Below are 25593 nucleotides of genomic sequence, written 5' to 3' on the forward strand. Positions count from 1 at the left end.
ATGGGACGGCAGAGCACCGCGAAACCGGGAGCACGCCGACCGACGAGCTCCGCGGCAGCGCCCGCGAAGGCGAAGCCGGCGAAGACAGCGAAGCCGGCGAAGACAGCGAAGACAGCGAAACCGAAGTCCGCGAAACCGAAGCGCACGAAGCCGGCGACCGCCTCGGCGAGGACCGCTTCGGCGACAGCGACGGCGGGCCGGACTCGCAGGCCCTTCCCCGGTCGCGGACTGCTGCGGGCGATCGGCGCCGAGTACTCCCGGGTGTCGGCCCACCCGCTCACGACCTACTACATCATCCTCATCTCCGTCGTCGCCCTCACCTGCCTCGGCCTCGTCATGGTGCTCTCGGCGTCCTCGATCACCTCGTACGACGGGGGAGAGGGCTCCTCGTTCGCCTACTTCAACAAGCAGGCGGGCTTCGCCGGCGTCGGCTTCGCGCTCCTCATCGCCGCCTCCTTCGTCCCACTGACCATGTGGAAGCGCCTGGCGTGGTGGGCGATGGGCCTCGGTGTTCTCATGCAGGCCGCCGTCTTCGTCCCCGGGCTCGGCAAGGCGACGAAGGGCAATGCGAACTGGATCCAGATCGGCGGCTTCCAGCTCCAGCCCTCGGAGTTCCTCAAGATCGCCCTCGCGGTGTGGCTCGGCTGCGTGCTCGCGAACAAGTTCGGGAAGATGACGACGTTCAGCCATGCGATGATCCCCGTCGTGCCCGGCATCGCCGCCGCTGTCGGCCTCGTCGTCGCGGGCAACGACCTGGGCACCGCGCTCGTCCTCATGGCGATGGCCCTGGCCTGCCTCTTCATCGGCGCCTTCCCCGGGAAGTACTTCGCCCTGCTCGCCCTTGGACTCGGCGCCGTCACCGCCTTCTTCGTCTTCAGCAGCGAGAACCGTCTCAACCGGCTGACCACGGTGATCACCGGTCACTCCGACCAGTCGGCGATCGACGTCACCGGTCAGGCCTGGCAGTCCAACCACGGACTCTTCTCCCTGGCCTCGGGAGGATGGTTCGGCGTCGGGCTCGGAGCGAGTCGCGAGAAGTGGTCGTGGCTGCCCGAGGCACACAACGACTTCATCTTCGCCATCATCGGCGAGGAGCTCGGTCTGGCCGGAACGCTCGCCGTCATCCTCGTCTTCGCGATGCTCGCCTTCGGACTCATCCGGGTGATGGTGCGCTCGACGAGCCTGTTCGTCACGATCACCACCGCGGGCCTCTTCGCATGGCTCATCGGCCAGGCGGCCATCAACATCGGCGTCGTCGCCGGCCTCCTGCCCGTCATCGGCCTCCCGCTGCCCTTCGTCTCCTACGGCGGATCGTCGATCATCGCCTCCCTGCTCGCCGTCGGCGTCCTCCTCTCCTTCGCCCGCACCGAAGAGGGAGCCGCCGAGGCGATCCGTGCCCACAAGGACCGTGTGCGGTCCTCCTTCGGCGTACTCGCGAAGAAAGTGAGGAAATGACGTGACGAGCATTCTCCTGGCCGGTGGCGGCACCACCGGGCACATCTCGCCGATGCTGGCGATCGGACGGCAGCTGCGGGAGTCCCTGCCCGAGGCCGACGTCTTCGCGCTCGGCACCGACGACGGCCTCGAGACCAGGGTCGTGCCGGCGGCCGGCTTCGAGCTGCTGACGATCGAGAAGCTCCCCATGCCGCGGTCGCTCTCGGCCGGGCTGCTGAGGTTCCCGAAGCGCTTCTCCGACAACATCGCAGCGGTCCGGGCGATCATCGCCGACCGGGACGTCGCGGCCGTCGTCGGCGTCGGGGGATACGTCTGCCCGCCCGCCTACCTCGCCGCGAAGCAGGCGAAGATCCCCATCGTCATCCACGAGGCGAATGCGAAGCCGGGCATGGCCAACCGCCTCGGTGCGGCCCTCACCCGTCCCGGACGGGTCGGAGTGACCTTCCCGGGGACGAAGCTGCGCGGTGCTGAGCTCGTCGGGATGCCGATGCCCGCCGCGATCACCGACCTCGACCGTGACGACCCGTCCGTGCGCGCGGCCGCCCGGGCCGCGCTCGGACTCACCGATTCCCGGCCCGCCCTCGTCGTCACCGGCGGATCCTCCGGCGCGCAGCGGATCAACGAGGCCTTCGAAGGCGCCGCCGCCGCGTGCCAGGCCGCGGGCGTCCAGGTCCTCCACCTCACTGGTGCCGGCAAGGGCGAGGCCCTGCGGCAGACGACCGCCGAGCTTCCCGACTACCACGTCGTCGACTACGTCGACGGGATGGACCGCGTCTACGCGGCCGCCGACCTCCTCGTCGCGAGATCCGGGGCCGCCACCGTCGCCGAGACCACCGTCGCCGGGGTGCCCGCGATCTACGTCCCTCTGCCGATCGGCAACGGCGAGCAGCGTCTCAACGCCGCCGGCAGCGCCGAGGCCGGGGCATCGCAGATCATCGACAACCAGGCATTCACTCAGGCGACCGTCACCGACGTCGTCCTGCCCCTGCTCGCGGACCCCGACCGCCTGCAGGGGATGAGCAGGGCCGCCCGCGCGCTCGACTACCCGACCGATGCGGCGGCCACGATGGCCCAGATCACCACTTCCGCTCTGAGAGGTTGACCATGAGCACAGCTGAGATCGTCCCCGTCACCGAACTCGGAGCCGTCCACTTCATCGGCATCGGGGGCTCGGGCATGTCCGGGATCGCCCGGATCATGGCGATGAACGGGGTGAGCGTGTCGGGATCGGACGCGAAGGAGTCCGCCGTCGTCGACATCCTCCGGGCGCTCGGCGCCCGCGTCGAGATCGGCCACTCCGCCGACCACCTCGGCGAGGCCGACACCCTCGTCGTCTCCTCGGCGATCCGCGAGGACAACCCGGAACTCGTCGCCGCGCGCGCGAGGGGGCTGCGGATCCTCCACCGCTCCGGGGCACTCGCCTCGCTCATGGCCGACTCGAGGGCCGTCGCCGTGGCGGGCACCCACGGGAAGACGACGACGACGTCGATGACGACGGTCGCGCTCCAGGCCTGCGGACTCGACCCCTCGTTCGTCATCGGCGGGGTGCTCTCGACGAGGGGAACGAACGCCCACCTCGGCACCGGGGACGTCTTCGTCGCCGAGGCGGACGAGTCCGACGGCTCCTTCCTCCTCTACGAGCCCGCGATCGGCATCCTCACTAACGTCGAAGCCGACCACCTCGACCACTACGGGACCGCGGAGAATGTCCGGCAGGCCTTCATCGACTTCTGCGACGGGATCGGCCGGCGCGGCGGCACGGTCATCGCCTGCGCCGACGACCTCGGCTCCCGGGACGTCGCCGAGCATGCGCGTGAGACCGGGACGACAGTCCTCCTCTACGGCACCGCCGAGGACGCCGACATCCGGATCGTCGACCTCGTCTCCGGCCTCGGCTCGGAGTTCTCTCTCCTCGTGCCCGGACGCAGCGCACCGCTGCCGGTGGCGCTGCGCCAGCCCGGAGCCCACAACGCCCGCAACGCCACGGCTGCGATCGCGGTCGCCCACAGCCTCGGCGCCGACGTCGAACGGGCGGCTGCCGGTCTCGCCGGTTACGGGGGGACGCGGCGGCGCTTCGAGGAACGCGGTCTCGCCGCAGGCGTGCGCGTCATCGACGACTACGCCCACCACCCCACCGAGGTCCGCGCCGTTCTCTCCGCCGCCCGCGGCGTCGTCGCCGACGAAGGCCGCGTGTGGGCGATCTTCCAGCCGCACCTCTACTCGCGGACGGCGGAGTTCAAGGCGGAGTTCGGTCAGGCCCTCGGACTCGCCGACGAGGTCGTCGTCCTTGACGTCTTCCCGGCCCGCGAGGATCCCGTTCCCGGGGTCACCGGCAACCTCATCGCCGAACGCGTACCGCACTCCCACGTGACGTTCCTCTCCTCGTTCGGCGATGCTGTGCCGTTCGTCGCTGAGCGCGTGCGCCCCGGCGACCTCGTCCTCACCATCGGCGCCGGCGACGTGACGATCCTCGGTCCGGAGATCCTCGCCGCCCTGGAGAAGTGAGACCGGTGCCCCTGCAGCCCCCACGTGTCGGCGACGAGTCGACGGCGGACCTCACTGGGATCATCCGGGCCCGCCGCCGCGAGATCTGGGCCAAGCGGCTGACCGTCCTCGGCAGCATCGCTGCCGTCCTCGCGCTCGCGGCCGTCGCCTGGTTCTCCCCGCTGCTCGCCCTCGGGTCGGTCTCCGTCGACGGATCCCGGCTCGTGGCCGGCGGCAAGGTCGCCGACTTCGTCGAGGCGGAGCACGGCGGCACCCCGCTGCCGCAGCTGCGGATGTCCCGGATCGAAGCCGAGGTCCTTGAGAAGTTCCCCCGCGCCGAGGCGGCCGACGTCCGCTACTCGGGCCCGCGCTCGATCTCGATCGCCATCACCGACCGCACCCCGGTCATCGCGATCGCCGCCGGCGGCGGCTTCACCCTCTACGACGCCGAGGCCGTCGACCTCGGCACCGTCGACAAGGCGCCGCAGGGACTCACGGTCCTCGAGTCGGCCTCGCCGAACGAGGAGACGATCGCCGCGGTCATCCGCTTCATGTCCTCGCTCAGCCCCGAGCTGCGCTCTCAGCTGAGCACGGTCGAGGCGAAGGGCAGCGAGGGACTGGCCGGCACGATCGAGACGGGGGAGACGACGGCCTCCGTGGTCTTCGGCGACGCGGAGAACGCGAGCCAGAAGATGCAGACGGCACTCCAGCTCGCCGCGGACGGGCGCACGGAGATCGACGTGTCCGTGCCCTCGGTGCCCGTCACCGGCTGACCCGACCCGGACGACGTGCCGCGATTGGCTCCGACACACCGGGGCTGAGACTGGCCGATGTCCGACACTCCGGGGAGAATGGTTGCAGTGGTATCGCCCAGGCCAATAGCCTCAGGGCAGAGACTTCGAACAATGCACGCTTGAGACAGCGTGGACGATGCACGTGAGACGAGGAACCGACTTGGCTGAATTCCCACAATCCGGAGCGGATATCAAGGTTGCCGGTACCGGCGGCGGTGGTGTCAACGCTGTGCAGAGGATGATCGACGTCGGCCTGCGGGGCGTGGAGTTCATCGCCATCAACACCGACGCGCAGGCGCTCGTGCTCTCCGACGCCGACGTCAAGCTCGAGATCGGCCGCGACCAGACACGCGGCCTCGGCGCCGGCGCCGACCCGGAGATCGGCCGCAAGGCCGCCGAGTCGAGTGAGGACGCCATCCGCGACGCCCTCGAAGGCGCGGACATGGTCTTCGTCACCGCCGGCGAGGGCGGCGGCACCGGCACCGGTGCGGCACCCGTCGTCGCCCGCGTCGCCCGGTCGCTCGGCGCCCTGACGATCGGCGTCGTCACCCGCCCCTTCACGTTCGAGGGCCGCCGCCGTTCGGCGCAGGCCGAAGCCGGCATCGCCGCGCTGCGCGAAGAGGTCGACACCCTCATCGTCATCCCCAACGACCGCCTGCTCTCGATCTCCGATCGCAGCGTCTCCGTCGTCGAGGCGTTCCGCTCGGCCGATGAGGTGCTGCGCTCCGGCGTCCAGGGCATCACGGACCTCATCTCCGTGCCGGGCCTGATCAACCTCGACTTCGCCGACGTCAAGTCCGTCATGCAGGACGCAGGCACCGCGCTCATGGGCATCGGCGCGGCCACCGGCGACGACCGCGCCGTCGAGGCCGCGGAATCCGCGATCGCCTCCCCGCTGCTCGAAGCGAGCATCGACGGCGCCCACGGAGTGCTCTTCTGCATCCAGGGCGGGGCCGACCTCGGCCTCTTCGAGGTCAACGAAGCCGCCCGCCTCGTCCAGGAGGCCGCCCACCCCGAGGCGAACATCATCTTCGGCGCCGTCATCGACGACAACATCGGTGACGAATGCCGGGTCACCGTCATCGCCGCCGGATTCGACAGCACCGTCGCCGGACAGGAGTCGAACGTCGTCGAGGCCGTGCCGGCTGGCGTCGGCGCATCGTCGGGTCCCGCCGTCGTCGAATCGGAGGCCGAGACCTATGAGAGCTCCGAGCCCGAGACCTCCGAACCGGAGCCGCGCCGCGAGGAGCCGCGCCGTGAGGAGCACCAGATCCCGACCTCGCTGCCCAATGAGCGGAGCACGTCGAGCCTCGACAACGATCTCGACATCCCCGACTTCCTCAAGTAGCATCCGGCACCATGCTGCACTCGAGATTCGTCGTCCCCGGTAGGTCGACCGCGCACGTCGCGTTCACCGACCGGCACGGCGGATACTCGAGCGGCGACTTCTCCTCGTTCAACCTCGCCCGCCACGTCGGCGACGATGAGGAGCTCGTCGCCGCCAACCGCTCCGCCCTCGCCCAGGTCCTCGGGCTGAGCGCGGAGCGTCTCAGCTTCGTCTCCCAGGTCCACGGCACGGCCGTCCACCACGTCACCGACACCGCCGCCATCCGTGCCGGTGCCGAAGCCGACGCCCAGGTGAGTGCGCTTGCCGGGGTCGGCCTGGTGATCATGGTCGCCGACTGCACGCCGATCCTCCTCGCCGACACCGAGGCGGGAGTCATCGGCGCCGTCCACGCCGGGCGGCCGGGAATGGCCGCAGGCATCGTCCCCGAGACCCTGGCGGCCATGCGCGACCTCGGGGCCCGTGAGATCCATGCCGTCATCGGCCCTTCCGTGTGCCCGCGCTGCTACGAGGTCCCGGCGTCCCTGCGCGACGAGGTCGCCGCGGTCGAACCCGTCGCCGCCTCGGTCTCGGTCTCCGGCACCCCCGCCCTCGACGTCGCCGGTGCCGTGGCCGAGCAGCTGCGCCGCGAGGGTGCGGTCATCGACCACTTCTCCCGCACGTGCTCGCGCGAGTCCGAGGACCTCTACTCGTACCGTCGCAGCCGGCGGACGGGCCGCTTCGCCGGCGTCGTCTGGCTGCAGTGACCCCGTCGCCTCGAGGGATGTGAGGATTTTTCCGCACGACACACCGCGACGGCACCGCCCGCGGAAGCGGAGAGTGCGATAGTTTGGCCGCAGATGTCGAAGTGCCGGAGGCCAGAGGAGCGTTAGGTATGTCAGCAATCAAGAAGACTCTCGAGTACCTGGGATTCGTTGAAGAGGACGACGAGACCCAGACTCCCGAGCGACGGAACCGCGAGGTCGTCGAGAGCTACGACGAGCCCGAGCGTGCGAAGGAGCCCGCCCCGGTCGACGAGCGTCCGCCCGCGCAGGTGACGCCGATCCACCCGACACCGATTCGTCCCGTTGACACTCCGGCGCCAGGAACCTCCATGAATCGCATCAAGACCATCCATCCCCGCAGCTACAACGACGCCATGGTCATCGGCGCGGCCTTCCGCGACGGCACCCCGGTGATCATGAACCTCTCGGAGATGGACGAGAACAACTCGAAGCGCCTCGTCGACTTCTCCGCCGGCCTCATCTTCGGCCTCCACGGCTCGATCGAGAGGGTGACGAACAAGGTGTTCCTCCTCACCCCGGAGAACATCGAGGTCAGCGGAGAGAGCGAATCCGACGCGGACACTCAGGCGAGCTTCTTCAACCAGAGCTGAGCCGGTCTGAGCAGATCCTCAGGTCGACCGTATAGTCTGGTCGACGACAGATCCGCACCGACGAAAGGCACGAGGATCCCACGTGGCCATCATCTTCTACATCCTCGGCACGGCACTCAGCCTCTACGTGTACGTGCTGCTCGCCCGAGTCGTGCTCGATCTTGTGCAGGTCTTCTCCCGCGACTGGAAGCCGCAGGGCTTCTTCCTCGTCCTCGCCGAGATCGTCTACACGCTCACGGATCCGCCGCTCAAGCTCCTGCGGAAGGTCATCCCTCCGCTGCGCCTGGGGCAGATCTCGCTCGATCTCGGGTTCATCGTCCTCCTCATCGGCATCCAGATCATCGCCTCGTTCCTCTTCGGGCTCTCGCGCTCGGGCGTGTGAGACTGCGGCAGGGGACCTGACGGGCGGAGAAGTTCGCCCAGTTCGGCGTGGCGGAGCATTTCTGCACGACAAAGCGGCAGGTGTTACGCTAATGTGACGTTGAAGCCGTCCCATGTGGGCGGCAGTGAAATGAATGCAGATCGACCAAAGGTGACCTCATGGCGCTCACGCCTGAAGACGTAGTAAACAAGCGGTTCCAGCATGTGAAGTTCCGCGACGGATACGACCAGGACGAGGTCGACGATTTCCTCGACGAGGTCGTCGTCGAGCTCCGCCGTCTCTACCAGGAGAACGACGAACTGCGTCAGAAGCTCTCGGCCGCCGAACAGCGCGTCAAGGAGCTCGAAGCCGGTGGCGGCTCCGCCAAGGCCGCGCCCGCGGGTGACATCGACGCCACTCAGGCCATGCCCGCCGCCGTTCCTGCGCCGGACTCGTCCAAGGACGCTCCCGCCCCGAAGGCCGAGAAGGCTTCCGAGGCTCCGTCTGCTCCCGCCGCCGACGAACCCAAGGCCCCGGTCGTCAAGGAAGCCGCCCCGGCTCCGAAGACGAACGACTCCGCTCCCGCCGTCTCCGCCGCGGCCCCGGCCGCCGCCGCTGGTGCAGCGGGCGCCGGTGCCGGTGCCGCCGCAGTGGGCGGCAACGACTCGCACGGACTCATCGCGCTGGCCCAGCGCGTCCACGACGAGCACGTCGCCGAAGGTGAGCGCAAGCGCGCCGAACTCATCAAGGGTGCGGAGAAGGAAGCACAGGACATCGTCCGCAAGGCCGAGGCGAAGCGCGACGAGATCCTGTCGAGCCTCGAGACGCAGAAGTCCCAGCTCGAGCGTTCGATCGACCAGCTGTCGAACTTCGAGCGCCAGTACCGCACGCGACTGAAGAGCTACCTCAACGATCAGCTGCGTGACCTCGAGAACTTGACGAGTCTCGCTCCCGAGACCCTCGACGGCAACTCGTTCGGTTCCTCGAACCACAAGCTCTGATCTCCGAGCGCCTCGCTGGGGCCGGACGACCGATGTCGTCCGGCCCCAGCGTCGTCTCCGCGCAGACCGCGGTCCCAGGGAGTCCGCGGAACTCTCAGCCGGTGCACATTCGTCTGGTGCCGCGGCGGCACGTTCCGGTCGGTCGGGTCGGCTAGAATGATCCGAATGAACGATCACCGCCCGGAGCCGCGACGGCGGCTGCTCGTCATCCTCTTCGGCCTGGCCGCGGGAATCCTCGTCATCGACCAGGTGCTCAAATTCCTCGCTGTGACCTTCCTCGAGGGCCAGCCGCCGATCCCCGTCATCGGCTCACTCGCCGGATTCACCTTCTACCGCAATCCCGGCGCCGCACTCGGACTCGGCTCCGGAGTGACGTGGATCTTCCCGCTCATCGCCATCGCCGTCTTCGCTGCGATTCTCGTGATGTCGCGCAAGCTCGGCTCCCGCGTCTGGGCGATCGGTCTGGGGATGCTGCTCGGCGGACTCTTCGGCAACCTCGTCGACCGGCTCTTCCGTCAGCCCGGCTTCCTCCGCGGCGCCGTCGTCGACTACATCGACCTCTCGCTCTTCATCTGCAACTTCGCCGACATCGCGATCTCCGCGGCAGCGGTCACCCTCGTCATCGCGAGCATCCGCGGGATCGAACTCGACGGCTCGCATCGGCGCAGCGAGGAGAGGACCAAGGAGGACCTCCATGACTGAACGCTCGATCCTCGTCCCCGAGGGCCTCGACGGGCAGCGGGTCGACTCGGCCCTGTCGAAGCTGCTGGGACTCTCCCGCACGGCCGCCGCCGACATCTGCGCCGACGGCGGGGTCGAACTCGACGGGAGTCCCGTCGGCAAGTCCGACCGTGTCACCTCGGGCGCCCGCCTCGACGTCACGCTGCCCGAACCCAAGCGCCCGCTCGAGGTCGTCGCCGACCCCGTGCCGGGGATGCGCATCGTCCACGACGACGACTCGTTCGTCGTCGTCGACAAGCCGGTCGGGGTCGCCGCCCATCCCGCGATCGGGTGGACCGGGCCCACGGTCGTCGGCGGCCTCGCGGCGGCCGGCTTCAGGATCGCGACCTCCGGCGCATCGGAGAGACAGGGCATCGTCCAGCGCCTCGACGTCGGCACCTCGGGACTCATGGTCGTCGCGAAGAGCGAATACGCCTACAGCGTGCTCAAACGCGCCTTCAAGGATCGGACCGTGTCGAAGACCTACCACGCGCTCGTCCAAGGCCTGCCCGACCCCGTGCTCGGAACCATCGACGCCCCCATCGCCCGACATCCGCGCCACGACGGGCTCTACGCGGTCCACAGCGAGGGCAAGCACGCGATCACCCACTACGAGGTCATCGAAGCCCACCGGCGGGCGGCACTCCTCGAGATCCACCTCGAGACCGGGCGGACGCACCAGATCCGCGTCCACTTCTCCGCTCTCAAGCACCCGTGCGCCGGGGACCTGCCCTACGGGGCCGATCCCGTGCTCGCGAAGGACCTCGGGCTGCAGCGGCAGTGGCTGCACGCGGTGGGCCTCGGCTTCCACCACCCGGAGTCGGGGGAGTGGGTCGAATTCGAGAGCGAATACCCCGACGATCTCCAGCACGCTCTCGACACGATCCGCCAGGGCTGAGACACGCCCGGACGGGGCCCCGAACGGTGTCCTTCGGGGTCGCCGAGATCACCTCAGCCGTGTCCCCGGCATGGTCTAAGCTGGGTGGGCAGACAGGCCCGCATCCGAGGGAAGGCAGCCCGTGCCGAACGACGATTTCGTCCATCTCCACGTCCACACCGAGTACTCGATGCTCGACGGGGCGGCCCGCCTCGGCGACCTCATGGCGGCGACGAAGGCCTCGGGGATGTCGGCCATCGCGACGACCGACCACGGCTACCTCTTCGGAGCCTTCGACTTCTGGTCACAGGCGACCAAGGCCGACATCAAGCCGATCATCGGCGTCGAAGCCTACGTCACTCCCGGCACCGACCGGACTGACAAGACCCGGGTGAAGTGGCGCACCGACGAATCGCAGAAGTCCGACGACCTCTCCGGCGGCGGCCTCTACACGCACATGACCCTGCTGTCGAAGGACAACACGGGCATGCGCAACCTCTTCAAGGCCTCCTCGCATGCCTCCCTCGACTCCGTGACCGCGAAGTGGCCCCGCCTCGACCTCGACCTCCTGCAGAACTACTCCCAGGGCCTCATCGCCACCACCGGCTGCCCCTCGGGTGAGATCCAGACCCGACTGCGCCTGGGCCAGTACGACGAGGCGAAGGCCGCGGCGGGCAAGTACCGGGAGATCTTCGGGGCCGAGAACTACTACTGCGAACTCATGGACCACGGGCTCTCGATCGAGAAGCGGGTGACCAAGGATCTGCTCCGCCTTGCCGGGGAGATGGACATCCCGCTCGTGGCCACGAACGACCTCCACTACACCCACGAATCCGATGCGAAGGCGCACGAGGCGCTGCTCGCCATCCAGTCGGGTTCGAAGCTCATCGAACCCACCTACGACCAGGGCGGGTCCCGCTTCGCCTTCTCCGGTTCCGGCTACTACCTCAAGACGCCGGCGGAGATGCGGGCGCTCTTCCGCGAGATGCCCGAAGCCTGCGACAACACCCTGGAGATCGCGGAGAAGTGCGAGGTCTCCTTCGACACCTCGGCGAACTACATGCCGAAGTTCCCGTGCCCTCCCGGCGAGGACGAGACGTCGTGGCTGATCAAGGAGGTCGAGAAGGGCCTCGAATACCGGTACCCCGACGGCATCCCCGACGACGTGCGCAAGCAGGCGGACTACGAGCTCGACATCATCATCTCGATGGGCTTCCCCGGCTACTTCCTCGTCGTCGCCGACTTCATCAACTGGTCGAAGGACAACGGCATCCGGGTCGGGCCAGGCCGTGGCTCGGGTGCCGGATCGATGGTCGCCTACGCGATGCGCATCACCGATCTCGACCCGCTCCAGCACGGACTCTTCTTCGAGCGCTTCCTCAACCCGGACCGTGTGTCCATGCCCGACTTCGACGTCGACTTCGACGATCGTCGCCGCGGGGAGGTCATCGAGTACGTCACCCGGAAGTACGGCGACGAGAGGGTGGCGATGATCGTCACCTACGGCACGATCAAGACGAAGCAGGCGCTCAAGGACTCCGCCCGGGTGCTCGGCAAGCCGTTCTCCCTCGGCGAGAGGCTGACGAAGGCCCTGCCGCCGGCGGAGATGGCCAAGGACATTCCGCTCGCCGACATCGAGAACCCCGAGTCGAAGCGGTACAAGGAGGCCGGGGAGTTCCGCGAACTCGTCGCCACCGACCCCGAGGCGAAGGAGACGTTCGAGACGGCGAAGGGCCTCGAGGGACTCAAGCGCCAGTGGGGCGTCCACGCGGCCGGCGTCATCATGTCCTCGGACCCGATCATCGACGTCATCCCGATCATGCGCCGCTTCCAGGACGGCCAGGTCATCACCCAGTTCGACTACCCGACCTCAGAGGGCCTCGGGCTGATCAAGATGGACTTCCTCGGTCTGCGGAACCTCACGATCATCTCCGACGCCGTCGAGAACATCAAAGCCAACCGGGACTTCGACCTCGATCTCGAACACTTGGAGCTCGACGACCGGGGCGCCTACGAACTCCTCACCCGCGGGGACACGCTCGGCGTCTTCCAGCTCGACGGCGGCGGTCTGCGCGCGCTGCTGCGGATGATGAAGCCCGACAACTTCGAGGACATCTCGGCGACCCTGGCCCTCTACCGTCCGGGCCCGATGGGTGCGGACTCGCACACGAACTACGCCCTGCGCAAGAACGGCCTCCAGGAGGTCACCCCGATCCATCCGGAGCTCGCCGAACCGCTCAAGGAGATCCTCGACACGACCTTCGGCCTCATCATCTACCAGGAGCAGGTGATGGCGATCGCGCAGAAGGTCGCCGGCTACTCGCTCGGTCAGGCCGACATCCTCCGGCGCGCGATGGGCAAGAAGAAGAAGGCCGAGCTCGACAAGCAGCAGGTCGGCTTCTTCGGGGGCATGAAGGAGCGCGGATACTCCGAGGCCGCCGCGCAGGCGCTGTGGGACATCCTCCTGCCCTTCTCCGACTACGCGTTCAACAAGGCCCATTCCGCGGCCTACGGCGTCGTCTCCTACTGGACGGCCTACCTCAAGGCGCACTACACGGCCGAATACATGGCGGCCCTGCTCACCTCGGTGGGCGACAACAAGGACAAGCTCGCGATCTACCTCAACGAGTGCCGCCGCCTCGGGATCACGGTGCTCCCGCCCGATGTCAACGAGTCCGCACTCCACTTCACCCCGGTCGGCGAGGACATCCGCTTCGGCATGGGCGCGGTGCGCAACGTCGGCGGCAACGTCGTCGACGGCATCGTCGCCGCGCGTGAGGAGAAGGGCTCGTACACCTCGTTCACCGACTTCCTCGACAAGGTCCCGAGCCACGTGTGCAACAAGCGCACGATCGAATCGCTCATCAAGGCCGGAGGCTTCGATTCGCTCGGACACACCCGCCGCTCCCTCGTCGAGGTCCATGAGGAGGCCGTCGACTCGGTCATCGGCGTCAAGCGCAAGGAGGCGATCGGCGAGTTCGACCTCTTCGCCGGCCTCGACGGCGGCGACGACGGGCCGAGCTTCTCCGTCGCGATCCCCGACCGCCCCGAGTGGGAGAAGAAGGAGAAGCTCGCGTTCGAACGCGACATGATCGGCCTCTACGTCTCCGACCATCCCCTCAACGGCCTCGAAGGGGTGCTCGCCGCGGAGTCCGATGCCTCCATCGCCGAGGTGGTCGATCCCGAATCGCACCGCCCCGACGGTTCGCAGATCAAGGTCTGCGGGATGATCACCCAGGTCACGAGGAAGGTGTCGAAGAACTCCGGCAAGCCGTACGCTATCGTCACGCTCGAGGACCTCGACGCCGAGGTCGAGGTGATGTTCTTCGGAGACACGTACGAACCGGTCGCGAGCCTGCTCGCCACCGACCTCGTCATCTCCCTGACCGGGCGGATCCGTCAGTCCGACGACCGGCCGACCTCGCTCATGGCGATGTCGATGACGATCCCCGACATCACGGATCCCGGCGACCGGCCGCTCAACCTCATCGTGCCGATGGAGAAGGCGACCGAGGAGATGGCCGAGAAGCTGCGGCGCATCCTCGAAGCGAACAAGGGCCACACGGACGTCCACCTCGTCCTCACCCAGCCCGGCCGTCAGACCGTCATGCGTCTCGACCGGTCGATCCGCGTCGACCCGAACCCGAGCCTCTACGGCGACCTCAAGGCACTCCTCGGCTCCCGCTGCCTCAGCGCCTGAGGTGGCGTCGGGAGCCTGGGACCGCGGGACTAGAATGGTCTGGTGAACATTCTCGACTTCCGCGGTGAGACCCTGAGCCGACGATTCCTCCGGCAGCGACTGCCTCGGGCGGCGGAGACCCATGCCGACGTCGAACGGCGGGTCGCCGAGCTCCTCGACTCCGTCGCAGTCGGCGGCTCGAGTGTCGTCGCCGACCTCACCGAACGCTTCGACGGAGTCCGTCCGGAGACGCTGCGGGTGCCCGCCGAGGCGCTCGCGCAGGCGGCGGCGGACCTCGACCCCGAGGTCAGGGCCGCGCTTGAGGAGACGATCGAGCGCACCCGCCGCGTCGCTGCCGACCAGGTGCCCACCGACGTCCGGACCGAACTCGGTCCCGGAGCCGAGGTGACCACCCGCAGCCTGCCCATCGAACGCGTCGGCCTCTATGTCCCCGGCGGACTCGCTGTCTACCCGTCGACGGTCGTCATGAACGTCGTCCCCGCGCAGGCCGCAGGTGCCCAGTCGCTGGCGATCGCCAGCCCTCCCCAGGCCGACGGCCTCCCGCACCCGGTGGTCCTCGCCACCGCCCACATGCTCGGCGTCGACGAGGTGTGGGCGATGGGCGGAGCGCAGGCGATCGGGGCGCTGGCCTACGGCTTCGACGACGCCGAGGTGCTCGAACCGGTCGACCTCATCACCGGCCCCGGCAACGCCTACGTCGCCGCGGCGAAGTCACTCGTGCGCTCGCACGTGGGCATCGACGCCGTGGCCGGGCCGACCGAGATCATCGTCCTCGCCGATGCCACGGCCGATCCGGCCTTCGTCGCAGCCGACCTCATCAGCCAGGCCGAGCACGACGAACTCGCCGCTTCCGTGCTCGTCACCGACTCGCAGCCCCTGCTCGAGGCGGTGGAGGCCGAGCTCGAGCGGCAGGTCCCGGAGGCCGCCCATGCCGAGCGGATCCGCACGGCCCTGGCCGGCAGCCAGTCCGCCCTCGTCCTCGTCGACGACCTCGACGACGCGATCACCGTCGTCAACGCCTACGCCGGTGAGCACGTCGAGATCCACACCGCCGACGACCGGGCCGTGGCCGCACGGATCGTCAACGGGGGAGCGGTCTTCGTCGGCCCGTACGCTCCGGTCTCGCTCGGCGACTACTGTGCAGGATCGAACCACGTGCTCCCGACCATGGGCACCGCCGCCCACGGTTCGGGTCTCGGCGTCCATTCGTTCCTCAAGGTCAGCCAGGTCATCGACTATTCGCGTCCGGCGCTCGGCGAGGTCAGGGACCATGTCGTGGCGCTCGCGCGGACCGAGAACCTTCCGGCCCACGGACGTGCCGTGGCCATCCGCTTCGAGGAGTGATATGCGCTGTCCATTCTGCCGGGAGTCCGATTCCCGGGTGGTCGATTCGCGGACGAGCGAGGACGGGGCGGCGATCCGCCGTCGGAGGCAGTGCCGCCACTGCGGACGCCGCTTCACGACGATGGAGGCGACGAGCCTCTCGGTGATCAAGCGCTCCGGCGTGACCGAGGAGTTCTCCCGCCAGAAGATCATGTCCGGCGTCCGCAAGGCCTGCCAGGGCCGCCCGGTCGGCGACGACGACCTCGCGAAGCTCGCCCAGAAGGTCGAGGAGGACATCCGCTCGAAGGGGATCGCGGAGATCGACGCGGACGAGGTCGGGCTGAGCATCCTCGAACCGCTGCGCGAACTCGACCAGGTCGCCTACCTGCGCTTCGCGAGCGTCTATCAGGGCTTCGATTCGCTCGAGGACTTCGAAGCGGCGATCGATTCGCTGCGCGCCGATGCGGCCCTGCGCTCCGGCGATTCACGTCAAGCGGTGCCCGAGGACTTCGAGGACTGAAGTTTCTTCGGAAAATCTCGCCCGGGATTCCGCGATCACGTCCATAGTTGTGTACCATTGTCAGTGCGCGCCTATGGTGCGTGGCCGCTTGCGGTTCGGAGGGGAAGCCGAACCGTCAAGCGGCCTTCTACGTTCCCGGGCAGTGAGCGGCGATTCCGGCCGTTCGTGCTGGTGAGAGCAGAAGAAGTCCCCACGCGACGCCCATGGTCGTCGCGTGGGGACTTCGTGTCAGTCGAGACCGAGTTCGGCGAGCTCCGTCGGTGCGGCGGCGAGCACGCCGAGGCGGTCCGTCGTGCGGGTGAGCGCGACGTAGAGCGCGCCGACACCCTCGTCGCCGCCCACGGGCGCGATGAGCCCCGGCTCGACGATGAGCACCGAATCGAACTCGAGGCCCTTGGCCTGCTGCGGGGTGATCACCGCGATCTGATGGTCGAGCCCGGCCGCCGAGCGCCCGACGTCGAAGCCCGCGAGCGCCTCGGCGACGGAATCGAGAAGGACCTCGGGGGCGATGACGGCGATCTTCCCACCCGCGACGGCGTCGACCTCCTCCGCGGTCGCCTCGGGGAGGCCCGCGATGACGGCCGCGGTGTCGGGATAGGACACCAGCCTCGGCGGGTGCCCGCCCTGACGCACGGACTCGACGAGCTCGAGCTGCGGGAAGTGGCGGTGGAGGTAGGAGTTGGCGAGATCCATCACCGCCTGCGGGGTGCGGTAGGAGACGGTGAGGACCTCGAGGGCGAAGCGGTCGCCGACGAACTCGGAGAGGATCGATCCCCAGGTCCGGGAGCTGTCGCTGTGCGAGGCCTGCGCGAGGTCGCCGACGAGGGTCGCCGACTTCGAGGGCACGCGGCGGAAGAGGACGCGCCACTGCATCGGCGAGAGCTCCTGGGCCTCGTCGACGACGAGGTGGCCGTACGTCCATTCCCGGTCCTCGATCGCGCGTTCGGCGAGCGTCGTCGCCGGTCCCTCCTCGGCCCACCGCGCGGCGAGGGTCTCGGCGATGACGATTGACGAGGTCTCGGTCATGTCGACGACGGCCTCGGCGTACTCCCGGGCGGATTCGTCCCGGGCCGCGGTCTGCTGCGGGGTCGAGCCGAGCAGCTCCGCGAGCTCGTCGAGGAGGGGAGCGTCCTCGATCGTCAGCGGCGCGTCGACCGGGCGGATGAGCTCTGCCTGCTCGTCCGGGGTGAGCACGCCTGCCGCGGCAGCCTCGAGTTTGTGGGGTTTGGTCAGCAGCGCGCGGAGGGCATCGCCGGGGCTGATGGGGAACCACGCGAGATTGAGCGCGCGGCGGACGTCGACGGCGGAGCGCAGCTCGTCGAGGAGCTCCGGCAGCCGCTCGCCCGCGCCGTCGAGTCCCATCTGCACGGCGAGGTCCTCGGCGAGGGTCTTGAGCAGGCCCGAGACGAAGCCGGTGCGCGCTGCGTTGTGGGGGTCCCCGCTGCGGCGGGCGCGCTCCCTGGCCGAGCGCACGTCCTTGCGGCGCAGGAGCACCGTGTGGGCTCCCACCCGGAGCCGTTCGTCGTGCTCGGGCACCCGCTCGTAGTTGGCGATGTGGTGGGCGAGCACTCTCGCCATCGCGGAGCGTCCCTTGATCTCGGCGACGACGGGATCGTCGGAGATCTCCGTGTCGAGACCCGGGTAGAGCTGTCCGGGGGTGAGCAGCAGCGCACCGGTCTCGCCGAGGCTGGGCAGGACCTTCTCGATGTACTTGAGGAACACCGGAGAGGGGCCGACGAGGAGGACGCCGGACTTCGCGATCCGCTCGCGGTGCCGATAGAGGAGGTACGCGGCGCGGTGGAGGGCGACGGCGGTCTTGCCGGTGCCCGGTCCTCCCTGGACGACGAGGACGCCCTGGAGGGGCTGGCGGATGATCGCATCCTGCTCGGCCTGGATGGTCGCGACGATGTCGCCCATCCGGCCCGTCCGATGCGTGGTGAGTGCGGCGATGAGGGCGCCCTCACCCTGGAGCGCCGAGCGCTGGGAGTCGTCGAGGGCGTCGATGTCGAGGACGTCGTCCTCGACATCGGTGACCCGGCGGTTCTTCGTCACGAGGTGGCGGCGGCGCACGACGCCTTCCGGGTTCGCCGCGGTCGACTGGTAGAAGGGCTCGGATGCGGGAGCGCGCCAGTCGATGAGGATCTGCTTGCGGTCGGCGTCGGTGAGTCCGATGCGCCCGATGTAGCTCGGTTCGTCCGAGTCCCTGAAGTCGAGGCGACCGAAGCACAGTCCGTCCTCAGCGCTGTTGAGGCGGATGAGCTGGTCCTCGTACAGGGTGGCGAAGGCGTCGCGTTCGCTGCGGTGCTGGTGGTTTCCCCCGACCTCGGAGATCCGGACGGTCCCCAGACGGGCGGTGGTCTCATCGCGCAGCTCGTCGAGTCGTGCGTAGAGTTCGTCGAGCTTGCTCTGTTCGACGCGGATTTCTGAAGTCTCGCTCATCTCACCTTCCAATCGGCATTCAATTATGCCGAACTTTGGGCGACGGGAGTAGTCGGGCCGTCACCTGGACGGTGTGTTCGCCGTCACTGAGGTGCTCACCTGCCGAATCGGGCGCGCAGCTCCTCTGCGCTCAGCCACCGCGCCATCGTCGCCGCCGTGCGCAGCGTTCGGTCGAGCGCCGAATCCGGCAACGGCTCCTGTGCCGCGGCGACGACGACGTTGCCGCGGCGCCTGCCTTTGAGGACCCCGGACTCGGAGGCGGCGGCGACATGGGAGAACGCCGAGCCGGCGGCGTCGAGCTCGGCCCGCAGCACCCGATGGTCGCCGGAATCGGGAACATTGGCGAGGAAGAGGCCTGCGGGGCGCAGGACGCGAGCGCATTCGGCATAGAACCCCGGGGTCTGCAGGCTCTCGGGAACGGAGTCGTGGGAGAACGCGTCACGGACGATGACGTCGGCGGTGTCGTCGCGGAAGGTCGCGATCTCCTCGGCGGCGTCCCCGGCGCGCAGCGCCAGGGCGGGGGAGCGGGGAAGGGCGAACCAGGTCCGGACATGCTCGATGAGCACGGGGTCGATGTCGATCGCCGTCTGTCGTGAGCCGGGTCGGCGGGAATCGAGCGCGCGGGCCAGCGCGCAGCCTGCGGCACCGAGGTGGATCGCCCGCAGCGAGCCGTCGGGAAGGGCGGCCTCGATGATCCGTGACATCCAGTCGAGGTATTCGAAGTCGAGCCTGGCGGGATCGCTGAGCGTGATCGACGACGACGGCACGCCGTTGACGTGGAGGACGTAGCTGTCGGGTTCTCCGTCGACCTTCTCCAGCCGGGCCTCCCCGGTTGCGATCGGAACGACCTGTGTGCTCGGGGCTGTGAATATCCGTCTCTTCGCCACCCCTCACTTCTATGCCAGTTCGCCGCCGAGGGCAATTCGCCGCCCGGGCGCGTGTGGACGGCGACGCCGACTCGTGTGCGCTCGGCCTGTGCACGGCCAGGCTCCGTCCACAGCCGGGACCGCGGCTCTGGCGCACGGCCGGGACGGGGGAGTCGACTGTGGGCATGGACACGCCAGCGAAGACGGCCGAGGATCTCATCGGGATCGTGCCGCACACCCTCGGATACACCCCGGCGAGCAGCCTCGTCGCCATCCTCGTCGTCACCGACGGCGACGGCGTGCAGTCGTGCGGGACGACGATGCGCGTCGACTTCGACCTCGAGACGGCTGCGATGACGCTCGCGGAGGGAGGTGAGTGGTTGCGCGATCTCGTGTGCCGGGCGTGTGCGCCGAGCGGGGTCTTCCTCATCCTCTACGACGACGACTACATCCCCGCCGGTGCCGTCCCCGAGCGCTTCGGGCCGACCCGTGGGCACGGGGACGGGGTCGGCGATCGTGTCGGGTTCGGGGACGGTGCCGGCGGGGACAGCGTCTGCGACGACGATGCCGACGAGGACTGGTTCGATGAGGACTATGCGGGACTGCACCGCGGACTCGTGCGCGCCGCGACCGATGAGATGGCGACGGCGCTCGGCGATGCGGGCATCGCGACCCTGAGCGCGTGGTGGGTGAGCGGCGGACGCTTCGGTCGCATCGACGACGGCGAGGATCCCGGCACCGACATCGCCCTCGCCCAGTCCTCGGCGTGCGCGACCGAGCTCGTCTCGACCGGATCTGCCCCGGCCGCCGGGCCCGCGGACCTCGTCGTCCGACCGGTGGACGCCGAGGCGGCTGCCGAGTACCGCAGCGGCGCCGCCGATCCCCGCCCGAGCGTCGAGGAGAGCTTCGGCCGCCTCGGCGAGATCTATCCGACCCTGCTCGAGATGCGGGCGGGGACCGAGGCCTTCGACCGGGAGCGACTCGAGGCGCTCATGACTCCCGACGTGGTCTGCGCCTTCGACCGTCTGCTCGCGGAGAAGTGGTCCAGGGATGCGCTCGAGATGATCCTCAGCTTCGACCACCCCGACTTCCTCCCCAAGCGGATGTGCCGCCTCGCCCCGGCCGAGCTCGCCCGCGCGGCCCGCCGCGCCGGGGCCTCGCGGCTGGCCGCCGAGCAGATGATCGGCCTGTCCGCGCGCGCCCCGCAGCCCCGCGACATCCTGCTCGCCATCGACCTGTGCGAGGCGTACGTCCACTGGTCCGGTCCCGAGACGCTCGCGACCGCCTACGGAGTGATCGCGTGGTTCCACTGGTCGCTCGGCGGATCGACCCTGGCCGAGCAGTACGCGTTCGCCGCGCTCGACCACGACCCGCACCATTCGCTGGCCGAGCTCCTCGTCTCGGCGATCGGTCAGGGGTTCCTCCCGCAGTGGCTCATGCCCGAACCGCGGGGAGCACGAGACCTCTGACGCGGCGGGACGCCGCGCCGGCAGGAACCGGCCGCGGAATGGACAGGACACGGAATAACGTGCGAGGATTGTGCGTTGACCCTGTCATTGCATAGTGGGACAGTTCTGCGATCGTCCCCGCGGGCACGAACTCTGCGCCCTCTTGACAAGGGTCTTAGTAGTGTCCTGGTGCAATCGGGAAGTATGAACGCTCGCGAAAGGTGTACACGTGCCGACAGTCGACAGGAAAACGGTGACTGAGGAGTCCGAGGCCACGTCCGCGACGGCGTCCACGGGCGGCTCCACGACCACAGCGGCGAAGGGGAAGAAGGCGACGAAGACGTCGACGACCACGCGAGCGAAGACGACGGCGGCGAAGAAGTCGACGGCCGAGAAGAAGACGACCGCGAAGTCGACGACGGCGAAGAGGACCACGGCCAAGAAGGCGGCGGAGAAGGCCCCCGCCGACGACACCGATTCGGCGACGACCGAGGCGACGAAGAAGGCACCGGCGAAGAAGACCGCCGCGAAGAAGACCGCAACGGCGAAGAAGACGACGGCCGCGAAGAAGTCCACTGAGCCGAGCGAAGAGACGACCACGAAGAAGAAGTCCGACGCGGACCTCGAGTCGACCGACGAGGTCGAGCCGACCGCGGATGCGCTCGCCACCGAGCTCAGCCCCTCCGAGTCGACGGAGACGAAGAACTCCGAGGAGAAGGAGAAGAACGCCGCGGTCACCGAGGCCGGCGGCTTCATCGTCTCCGACGCCGACGAGGACGACGCCCCTGCCCAGCAGGTCGTCTCCGCCGGTGCGACCGCCGACCCGGTCAAGGACTACCTCAAGCAGATCGGCAAGGTCGCGCTGCTCAACGCCGCTGAGGAGGTCGACCTCGCCAAGCGCATCGAGGCCGGAATGTACGCCGAGCACCTCCTCGAGGAGGGCGAGGTGAGCGACCCGCGCCTGACGATGGACTACAAGTGGATCATCCACGACGGGCGGATCGCGAAGAACCACCTCCTCGAAGCGAACCTCCGTCTCGTCGTCTCCCTCGCCAAGCGCTACACGGGCCGCGGCATGCTCTTCCTCGACCTCATCCAGGAGGGCAACCTCGGTCTCATCCGCGCCGTGGAGAAGTTCGACTACACGAAGGGCTTCAAGTTCTCGACGTACGCGACGTGGTGGATCCGGCAGGCGATCACCCGCGCCATGGCCGACCAGGCGCGCACGATCCGCATTCCGGTCCACATGGTCGAGGTCATCAACAAGCTCGCCCGCGTCCAGCGCCAGATGCTCCAGGACCTCGGCCGCGAACCGAGCCCCGAAGAGCTCGCGAAGGAGCTCGACATGACGCCCGAGCGCGTCGTCGAAGTGCAGAAGTACGGCCGCGAGCCGATCTCCCTGCACACGCCCCTCGGCGAGGACGGCGACTCCGAGTTCGGTGACCTCATCGAGGACTCAGAGGCCGTCGTGCCCTCGGACTCCGTGAGCTTCACCCTGCTCCAGGAGCAGCTCCACTCGGTCCTCGACACGCTCTCCGAGCGTGAGGCCGGCGTCGTCTCGATGCGCTTCGGCCTCAACGACGGGCAGCCGAAGACCCTCGACGAGATCGGCAAGGTCTACGGGGTCACCCGTGAGCGGATCCGCCAGATCGAATCGAAGACGATGGCGAAGCTGCGCCATCCGTCGCGCTCGCAGGTCCTGCGCGACTACCTGGACTGATCGCGGTCACAGCTGCGACGACGTCGGGCACGGCACTTTCTGGTGCCGTGCCCGACGTCGTCGCGTCACCAGGGGTCCCTGCGCGGCGGACGGGGGACTCAGAGCCAGTCGACGATGCCCGCAGCGATCGCCTCGGCGTAGCGCCGCCGCCCGTCCTCGGATTCCATCACCTCGGCCTCGTCGGGGTTGCGCATCTCCCCGCATTCGACGATGACCGCGGGCACCGAGGCGTTGTTGAGCCCGGCGAGGTCGGGGCGCGGACTGATCGCATCCTCTCCGTAGGCCTGATTCGGGGTGAACGACTCGGCCATCGCCGTGCTCACGGACAACGCGAGCGCGCTCGACTGCTCCTCGAGTTCGGGACTCGTCCCCGGATCGGCGACGATGACGTGGTAGCCCTTCGTCCTCGTCGACTCGCTGCCGTTGGCATGGATGCTCACGAGGGCGTCGGCATCGTCGGCGAAGGTGCCGCGCTCGTCGACGCACGGACCGACCCCGTCATCGTTCTCACGGCTCATGATCACTCTCGCCCCCTTGGCCTCGAGGTCGTCGGCGAGCAGCTGGGCCACTGCCCACGCGAATGCGGATTCCGCGTATCCGTCGTCGGTGGCGGTGCCCGTCGTGTTGCACGCCTTCGTCCCGCCGCGACCGTCGGGGACCCGCCGCGCGATCTCATCGGGGTTCGCGGCATTGCCGCCGTTGTGCCCGGGGTCGAGCGCGATGGTCCGCCCCGTGAGGTCGCCCTCCGATGGGGTCCCTGTCGCCGAGGCGGATGTGGCCAACGACTCCGGAGCGACCGAGGTCGGGTCGGCGGCGGGAGAGGGTCCCTGCGCGCAGCCGGTGAGCATCGCCGCCGCGACGAGGGTGCTCGCCCAGGCGAGCGTGCCGCGGGGCGGATGCGAGGTGCGGCGCAGAGCTGTCATGAGTCCATTGTCCCAGGATTCGGAGCCGACACGGTGCCCTCGCAGCCCGCCGCCCGGGAGTCGGACGATTAGAATTCAATCGAACGAGAGGAAGAGTGTGGAAGAGGAAAGCTACGGCGCCCGCCATCTGTCCGTGCTGTCCGGCCTCGAGGCCGTGCGGAAGCGACCGGGCATGTACATCGGAACGACCGACTCCAGAGGGCTCATGCACTGCCTGTGGGAGATCATCGACAACGCCGTCGACGAAGCCCTCGGCGGGTTCGGTTCGTCCATCCTCATCGAGCTCGAACCCGACGGCTCCGTCGCGGTGACCGACCACGGTCGCGGCATTCCCGTCGACATCGAACCGAAGACGGGACTGACCGGGGTCGAGGTCGTCATGACCAAACTCCACGCCGGCGGCAAGTTCGGCGGCTCCTCCTACGCCGCCTCCGGCGGACTCCACGGCGTCGGCGCCTCCGTCGTCAACGCCCTGTCCTCGCGTCTCGACGTCGAGGTCACCCGCGGGTCGAAGGTCCACAAGATGTCGTTCCGCCGAGGCGTCCCCGGCCGTTTCGACGACTCGGGGGGCGCGCCGAGCCCGGACAGCCCCTTCGAGGAGTTCCACGAGGCGACCGGCCTCGAGATCGTCGGCAAGGCCAAGCGCGGGGTCACCGGCACGAAGGTCCACTACTGGGCCGATCCGCAGATCTTCCTCGGCAGCGCCCAGTTCGACTACCAGCACCTCGTCGAACGCGCCCGCCAGACGGCGTTCCTCGTCCCCGGCCTCGAGCTCACGATCGTCGACCGCCGGGGTGTCGCCCGTGATGAGACCGGTGAGGTCATCACCGAACGCGTCGAGGACTTCCGCTTCGACGGCGGGATCACCGAATTCGTCGACCACCTCTCGATCGACCCCCCGATCACCGACACGTGGCGGATGCAGTCGACGGGATCGTTCAAGGAGACCGTGCCGGTCCTCGACTCCTCCGGCCACCTCGTGTCGAAGGAGGTCGAACGTGAGGTCGGCGTCGACGTGGCGCTGCGCTGGGGAACCGGCTACGACACGAAGATCAAGAGCTTCGTCAACGTCGTCGCCACTCCCCACGGCGGCACCCACCTCGCCGGCTTCGAACAGGCCACGCTCAAGGCGATGCGCAAAGCGGTCGAGGCCAACGCCCGCAAGCTCAAGCTCGGCAAGGACAGGCTGGAGAAGGATGACGTCCTCGCCGGACTCACCGCCGTCGTCACCGTCCAGCTCGCCGAACCCCAGTTCGAGGGGCAGACGAAGGAGGTCCTCGGCACCGCCGCGGTCCGCCAGATCGTCGCGAAGACCGTCGAAGCCCAGCTCGGAGCCGTGCTCTCCTCGACGAAGCGTGCGGAGAAGCAGCAGGCCGCTGTCCTCATGGAGAAGGTCGTCGCCGAGCTCAAGTCGCGGATCTCCGCGCGCACCCACAAGGAGAACCAGCGCCGCAAGACCGCGCTCGAGGCCTCATCGCTGCCGGCGAAGCTCTACGACTGCCGCGACAGCGGAGTCGAGACCACCGAGCTCTTCATCGTCGAGGGCGACTCGGCGATGGGCACGGCGAAGGCCGCCCGCAACTCCGACTACCAGGCGCTCTTCCCGATCCGCGGCAAGATCCTCAACGTTCAGAAGGCGTCGCTGTCCGACATGCTCGCCAACGTCGAGTGCGCCGCACTCATCCAGGTCATCGGGGCCGGCTCGGGCCGCAGCTTCGACCTCGAATCGGCTCGGTACGGTCGGGTCATCATCATGACCGATGCTGACGTCGACGGCGCCCACATCAGGACGCTGCTGCTCACGCTCTTCTTCCGGTACATGAAGCCGCTCGTCGAGGAGGGTCGGGTCTTCGCCGCCGTTCCGCCGCTGCACCGGGTGGAGATCGTCACGAAGCGCGGCACCCCCAACGAGATCGTCTACACGTATTCCGAGGCCGAACTTCACGCGCTGCTCAAGAAGCTCGACAAGTCGAAGAAGACGTACAAGGAGCCGATCCAGCGGTACAAGGGCCTCGGAGAGATGGACGCCGACCAGCTCGCGGAGACGACCATGGACCCCGCCGACCGCACCCTGCGGCGGGTGACGATGGCCGACGCCGAGGCGGCGGAGCGGACCTTCGAACTCCTCATGGGCTCGTCGGTGGGCCCCCGCAAGGAGTTCATCGTCTCTGGCGCCGCGATCCTCGACGCCGAACGCATCGACAGCTGAGCGGCTGGCGCGGTCGGCTCGTCGGGGGAGCCG

General features: G+C 68.7%; 20 protein-coding genes. 17 read left to right on the top strand and 3 right to left on the bottom strand.

Translation table 11 applies throughout. From position 1 onward, the window contains the following. From ftsW to nrdR, 14 genes are all read left to right on the top strand, one after another. Positions 1-1455 (top strand): putative lipid II flippase FtsW, encoded by a 1455-nt coding sequence (ftsW, locus tag BC102111_RS04100; RefSeq protein ID WP_101623682.1) that lies wholly within the window; start codon positions 1-3, stop codon positions 1453-1455. Between the two features lies 1 nt (position 1456). Next, entirely contained in the window at positions 1457-2557 is a 1101-nt protein-coding gene (locus tag BC102111_RS04105; RefSeq protein ID WP_101623683.1) for a UDP-N-acetylglucosamine--N-acetylmuramyl-(pentapeptide) pyrophosphoryl-undecaprenol N-acetylglucosamine transferase, read from the top strand. Between the two features lie 2 nt (positions 2558-2559). Next, positions 2560-3960, top strand: coding sequence for a UDP-N-acetylmuramate--L-alanine ligase (gene murC / locus BC102111_RS04110; protein WP_101623684.1), 1401 nt, complete (start codon positions 2560-2562; stop codon positions 3958-3960). A 5-nt stretch (positions 3961-3965) separates the two neighbouring features. Further along, positions 3966-4712 (top strand): cell division protein FtsQ/DivIB, encoded by a 747-nt coding sequence (locus BC102111_RS04115; protein ID WP_101623685.1) that lies wholly within the window; start codon positions 3966-3968, stop codon positions 4710-4712. Between the two features lie 181 nt (positions 4713-4893). Next, positions 4894-6081, top strand: coding sequence for a cell division protein FtsZ (gene ftsZ / locus BC102111_RS04120; protein WP_101623686.1), 1188 nt, complete (start codon positions 4894-4896; stop codon positions 6079-6081). Between the two features lie 11 nt (positions 6082-6092). Continuing rightward, positions 6093-6824 (top strand): peptidoglycan editing factor PgeF, encoded by a 732-nt coding sequence (gene pgeF, locus BC102111_RS04125; protein ID WP_095376565.1) that lies wholly within the window; start codon positions 6093-6095, stop codon positions 6822-6824. A 128-nt stretch (positions 6825-6952) separates the two neighbouring features. Then, on the top strand, positions 6953-7453 hold the full coding sequence (locus BC102111_RS04130) for a cell division protein SepF (protein WP_063250181.1): 501 nt from the start codon (positions 6953-6955) through the stop codon (positions 7451-7453). A gap of 82 nt (positions 7454-7535) precedes the next feature. Beyond that, positions 7536-7835, top strand: coding sequence for a YggT family protein (locus BC102111_RS04135; RefSeq protein WP_009379920.1), 300 nt, complete (start codon positions 7536-7538; stop codon positions 7833-7835). A 158-nt stretch (positions 7836-7993) separates the two neighbouring features. Continuing rightward, a complete protein-coding gene (locus BC102111_RS04140) occupies positions 7994-8815 on the top strand; it encodes a DivIVA domain-containing protein (protein ID WP_101623687.1) in 822 nt (273 codons plus the stop codon). 165 nt (positions 8816-8980) lie between these two features. Continuing rightward, positions 8981-9517, top strand: coding sequence for a signal peptidase II (locus BC102111_RS04145; RefSeq protein WP_009379916.1), 537 nt, complete (start codon positions 8981-8983; stop codon positions 9515-9517). Then, a complete protein-coding gene (locus BC102111_RS04150) occupies positions 9510-10433 on the top strand; it encodes an RluA family pseudouridine synthase (RefSeq protein ID WP_063250178.1) in 924 nt (307 codons plus the stop codon). Before BC102111_RS04145 ends, BC102111_RS04150 begins: the two co-directional genes overlap by 8 nt. A gap of 169 nt (positions 10434-10602) precedes the next feature. After that, entirely contained in the window at positions 10603-14112 is a 3510-nt protein-coding gene (gene dnaE, locus BC102111_RS04155) for a DNA polymerase III subunit alpha (RefSeq protein ID WP_232252811.1), read from the top strand. Positions 14113-14151: 39 nt separating this feature from the next. Then, positions 14152-15456 (top strand): histidinol dehydrogenase, encoded by a 1305-nt coding sequence (gene hisD, locus BC102111_RS04160; protein WP_100227506.1) that lies wholly within the window; start codon positions 14152-14154, stop codon positions 15454-15456. Position 15457: 1 nt separating this feature from the next. After that, the gene (gene nrdR / locus BC102111_RS04165) at positions 15458-15955 is read left to right on the top strand and encodes a transcriptional regulator NrdR (protein ID WP_063250176.1); all 498 of its coding nucleotides are present in this window, start codon (positions 15458-15460) and stop codon (positions 15953-15955) included. Positions 15956-16183: 228 nt separating this feature from the next. Here the strand turns inward: nrdR and BC102111_RS04170 are convergent, their stop codons facing one another. Together BC102111_RS04170 and BC102111_RS04175 are read right to left on the bottom strand one after the other, a co-directional pair. Next, positions 16184-18394, bottom strand: coding sequence for a HelD family protein (locus BC102111_RS04170; RefSeq protein WP_101623689.1), 2211 nt, complete (start codon positions 18392-18394; stop codon positions 16184-16186). Positions 18395-18489: 95 nt separating this feature from the next. Then, positions 18490-19281, bottom strand: a complete 792-nt coding sequence (locus BC102111_RS04175; protein WP_101623690.1) for a spermidine synthase — start codon at positions 19279-19281, stop codon at positions 18490-18492. Between the two features lie 164 nt (positions 19282-19445). Between BC102111_RS04175 and BC102111_RS04180 the strand changes: the two genes are divergently transcribed. Both BC102111_RS04180 and BC102111_RS04185 read left to right on the top strand, forming a co-directional pair. Next, positions 19446-20729 carry a DUF4192 family protein gene (locus tag BC102111_RS04180; RefSeq protein ID WP_180960573.1) on the top strand — a complete coding sequence of 428 codons (1284 nt, stop codon included), beginning with the start codon at positions 19446-19448 and terminating at the stop codon, positions 20727-20729. Between the two features lie 208 nt (positions 20730-20937). Next, the gene (locus BC102111_RS04185; protein WP_373270475.1) at positions 20938-22428 is read left to right on the top strand and encodes an RNA polymerase sigma factor; all 1491 of its coding nucleotides are present in this window, start codon (positions 20938-20940) and stop codon (positions 22426-22428) included. A 98-nt stretch (positions 22429-22526) separates the two neighbouring features. Here the strand turns inward: BC102111_RS04185 and BC102111_RS04190 are convergent, their stop codons facing one another. Then, positions 22527-23351 (bottom strand): N-acetylmuramoyl-L-alanine amidase family protein, encoded by an 825-nt coding sequence (locus tag BC102111_RS04190; RefSeq protein ID WP_101623693.1) that lies wholly within the window; start codon positions 23349-23351, stop codon positions 22527-22529. Between the two features lie 97 nt (positions 23352-23448). Here BC102111_RS04190 and BC102111_RS04195 point away from each other — a divergent pair, with 97 nt between their 5' ends. Next, positions 23449-25560 (top strand): DNA gyrase/topoisomerase IV subunit B, encoded by a 2112-nt coding sequence (locus tag BC102111_RS04195; RefSeq protein WP_101623694.1) that lies wholly within the window; start codon positions 23449-23451, stop codon positions 25558-25560. Positions 25561-25593: the final 33 nt, after the last annotated feature.

Origin of the sequence: Brevibacterium casei CIP 102111, assembly GCF_900169275.1 — a bacterium.
GTDB classification, from domain to species: domain Bacteria; phylum Actinomycetota; class Actinomycetes; order Actinomycetales; family Brevibacteriaceae; genus Brevibacterium; species Brevibacterium casei.

Bases quoted from the DNA above. Each gene is read 5' to 3' on its own strand.
- ftsW (WP_101623682.1), top strand. From the start codon at position 1: ATGGGACGGCAGAGCACCGCGAAACCGGGAGCACGCCGACCGACGAGC.
- murC (WP_101623684.1), top strand. From the start codon at position 2,560: ATGAGCACAGCTGAGATCGTCCCCGTCACCGAACTCGGAGCCGTCCAC.
- pgeF (WP_095376565.1), top strand. From the start codon at position 6,093: ATGCTGCACTCGAGATTCGTCGTCCCCGGTAGGTCGACCGCGCACGTC.
- BC102111_RS04130 (WP_063250181.1), top strand. From the start codon at position 6,953: ATGTCAGCAATCAAGAAGACTCTCGAGTACCTGGGATTCGTTGAAGAG.
- BC102111_RS04140 (WP_101623687.1), top strand. From the start codon at position 7,994: ATGGCGCTCACGCCTGAAGACGTAGTAAACAAGCGGTTCCAGCATGTG.
- BC102111_RS04145 (WP_009379916.1), top strand. From the start codon at position 8,981: ATGAACGATCACCGCCCGGAGCCGCGACGGCGGCTGCTCGTCATCCTC.
- BC102111_RS04150 (WP_063250178.1), top strand. From the start codon at position 9,510: ATGACTGAACGCTCGATCCTCGTCCCCGAGGGCCTCGACGGGCAGCGG.
- dnaE (WP_232252811.1), top strand. From the start codon at position 10,603: ATGCTCGACGGGGCGGCCCGCCTCGGCGACCTCATGGCGGCGACGAAG.
- nrdR (WP_063250176.1), top strand. From the start codon at position 15,458: ATGCGCTGTCCATTCTGCCGGGAGTCCGATTCCCGGGTGGTCGATTCG.
- BC102111_RS04170 (WP_101623689.1), bottom strand. From the start codon at position 18,394: ATGAGCGAGACTTCAGAAATCCGCGTCGAACAGAGCAAGCTCGACGAA.
- BC102111_RS04180 (WP_180960573.1), top strand. From the start codon at position 19,446: ATGGACACGCCAGCGAAGACGGCCGAGGATCTCATCGGGATCGTGCCG.
- BC102111_RS04190 (WP_101623693.1), bottom strand. From the start codon at position 23,351: ATGACAGCTCTGCGCCGCACCTCGCATCCGCCCCGCGGCACGCTCGCC.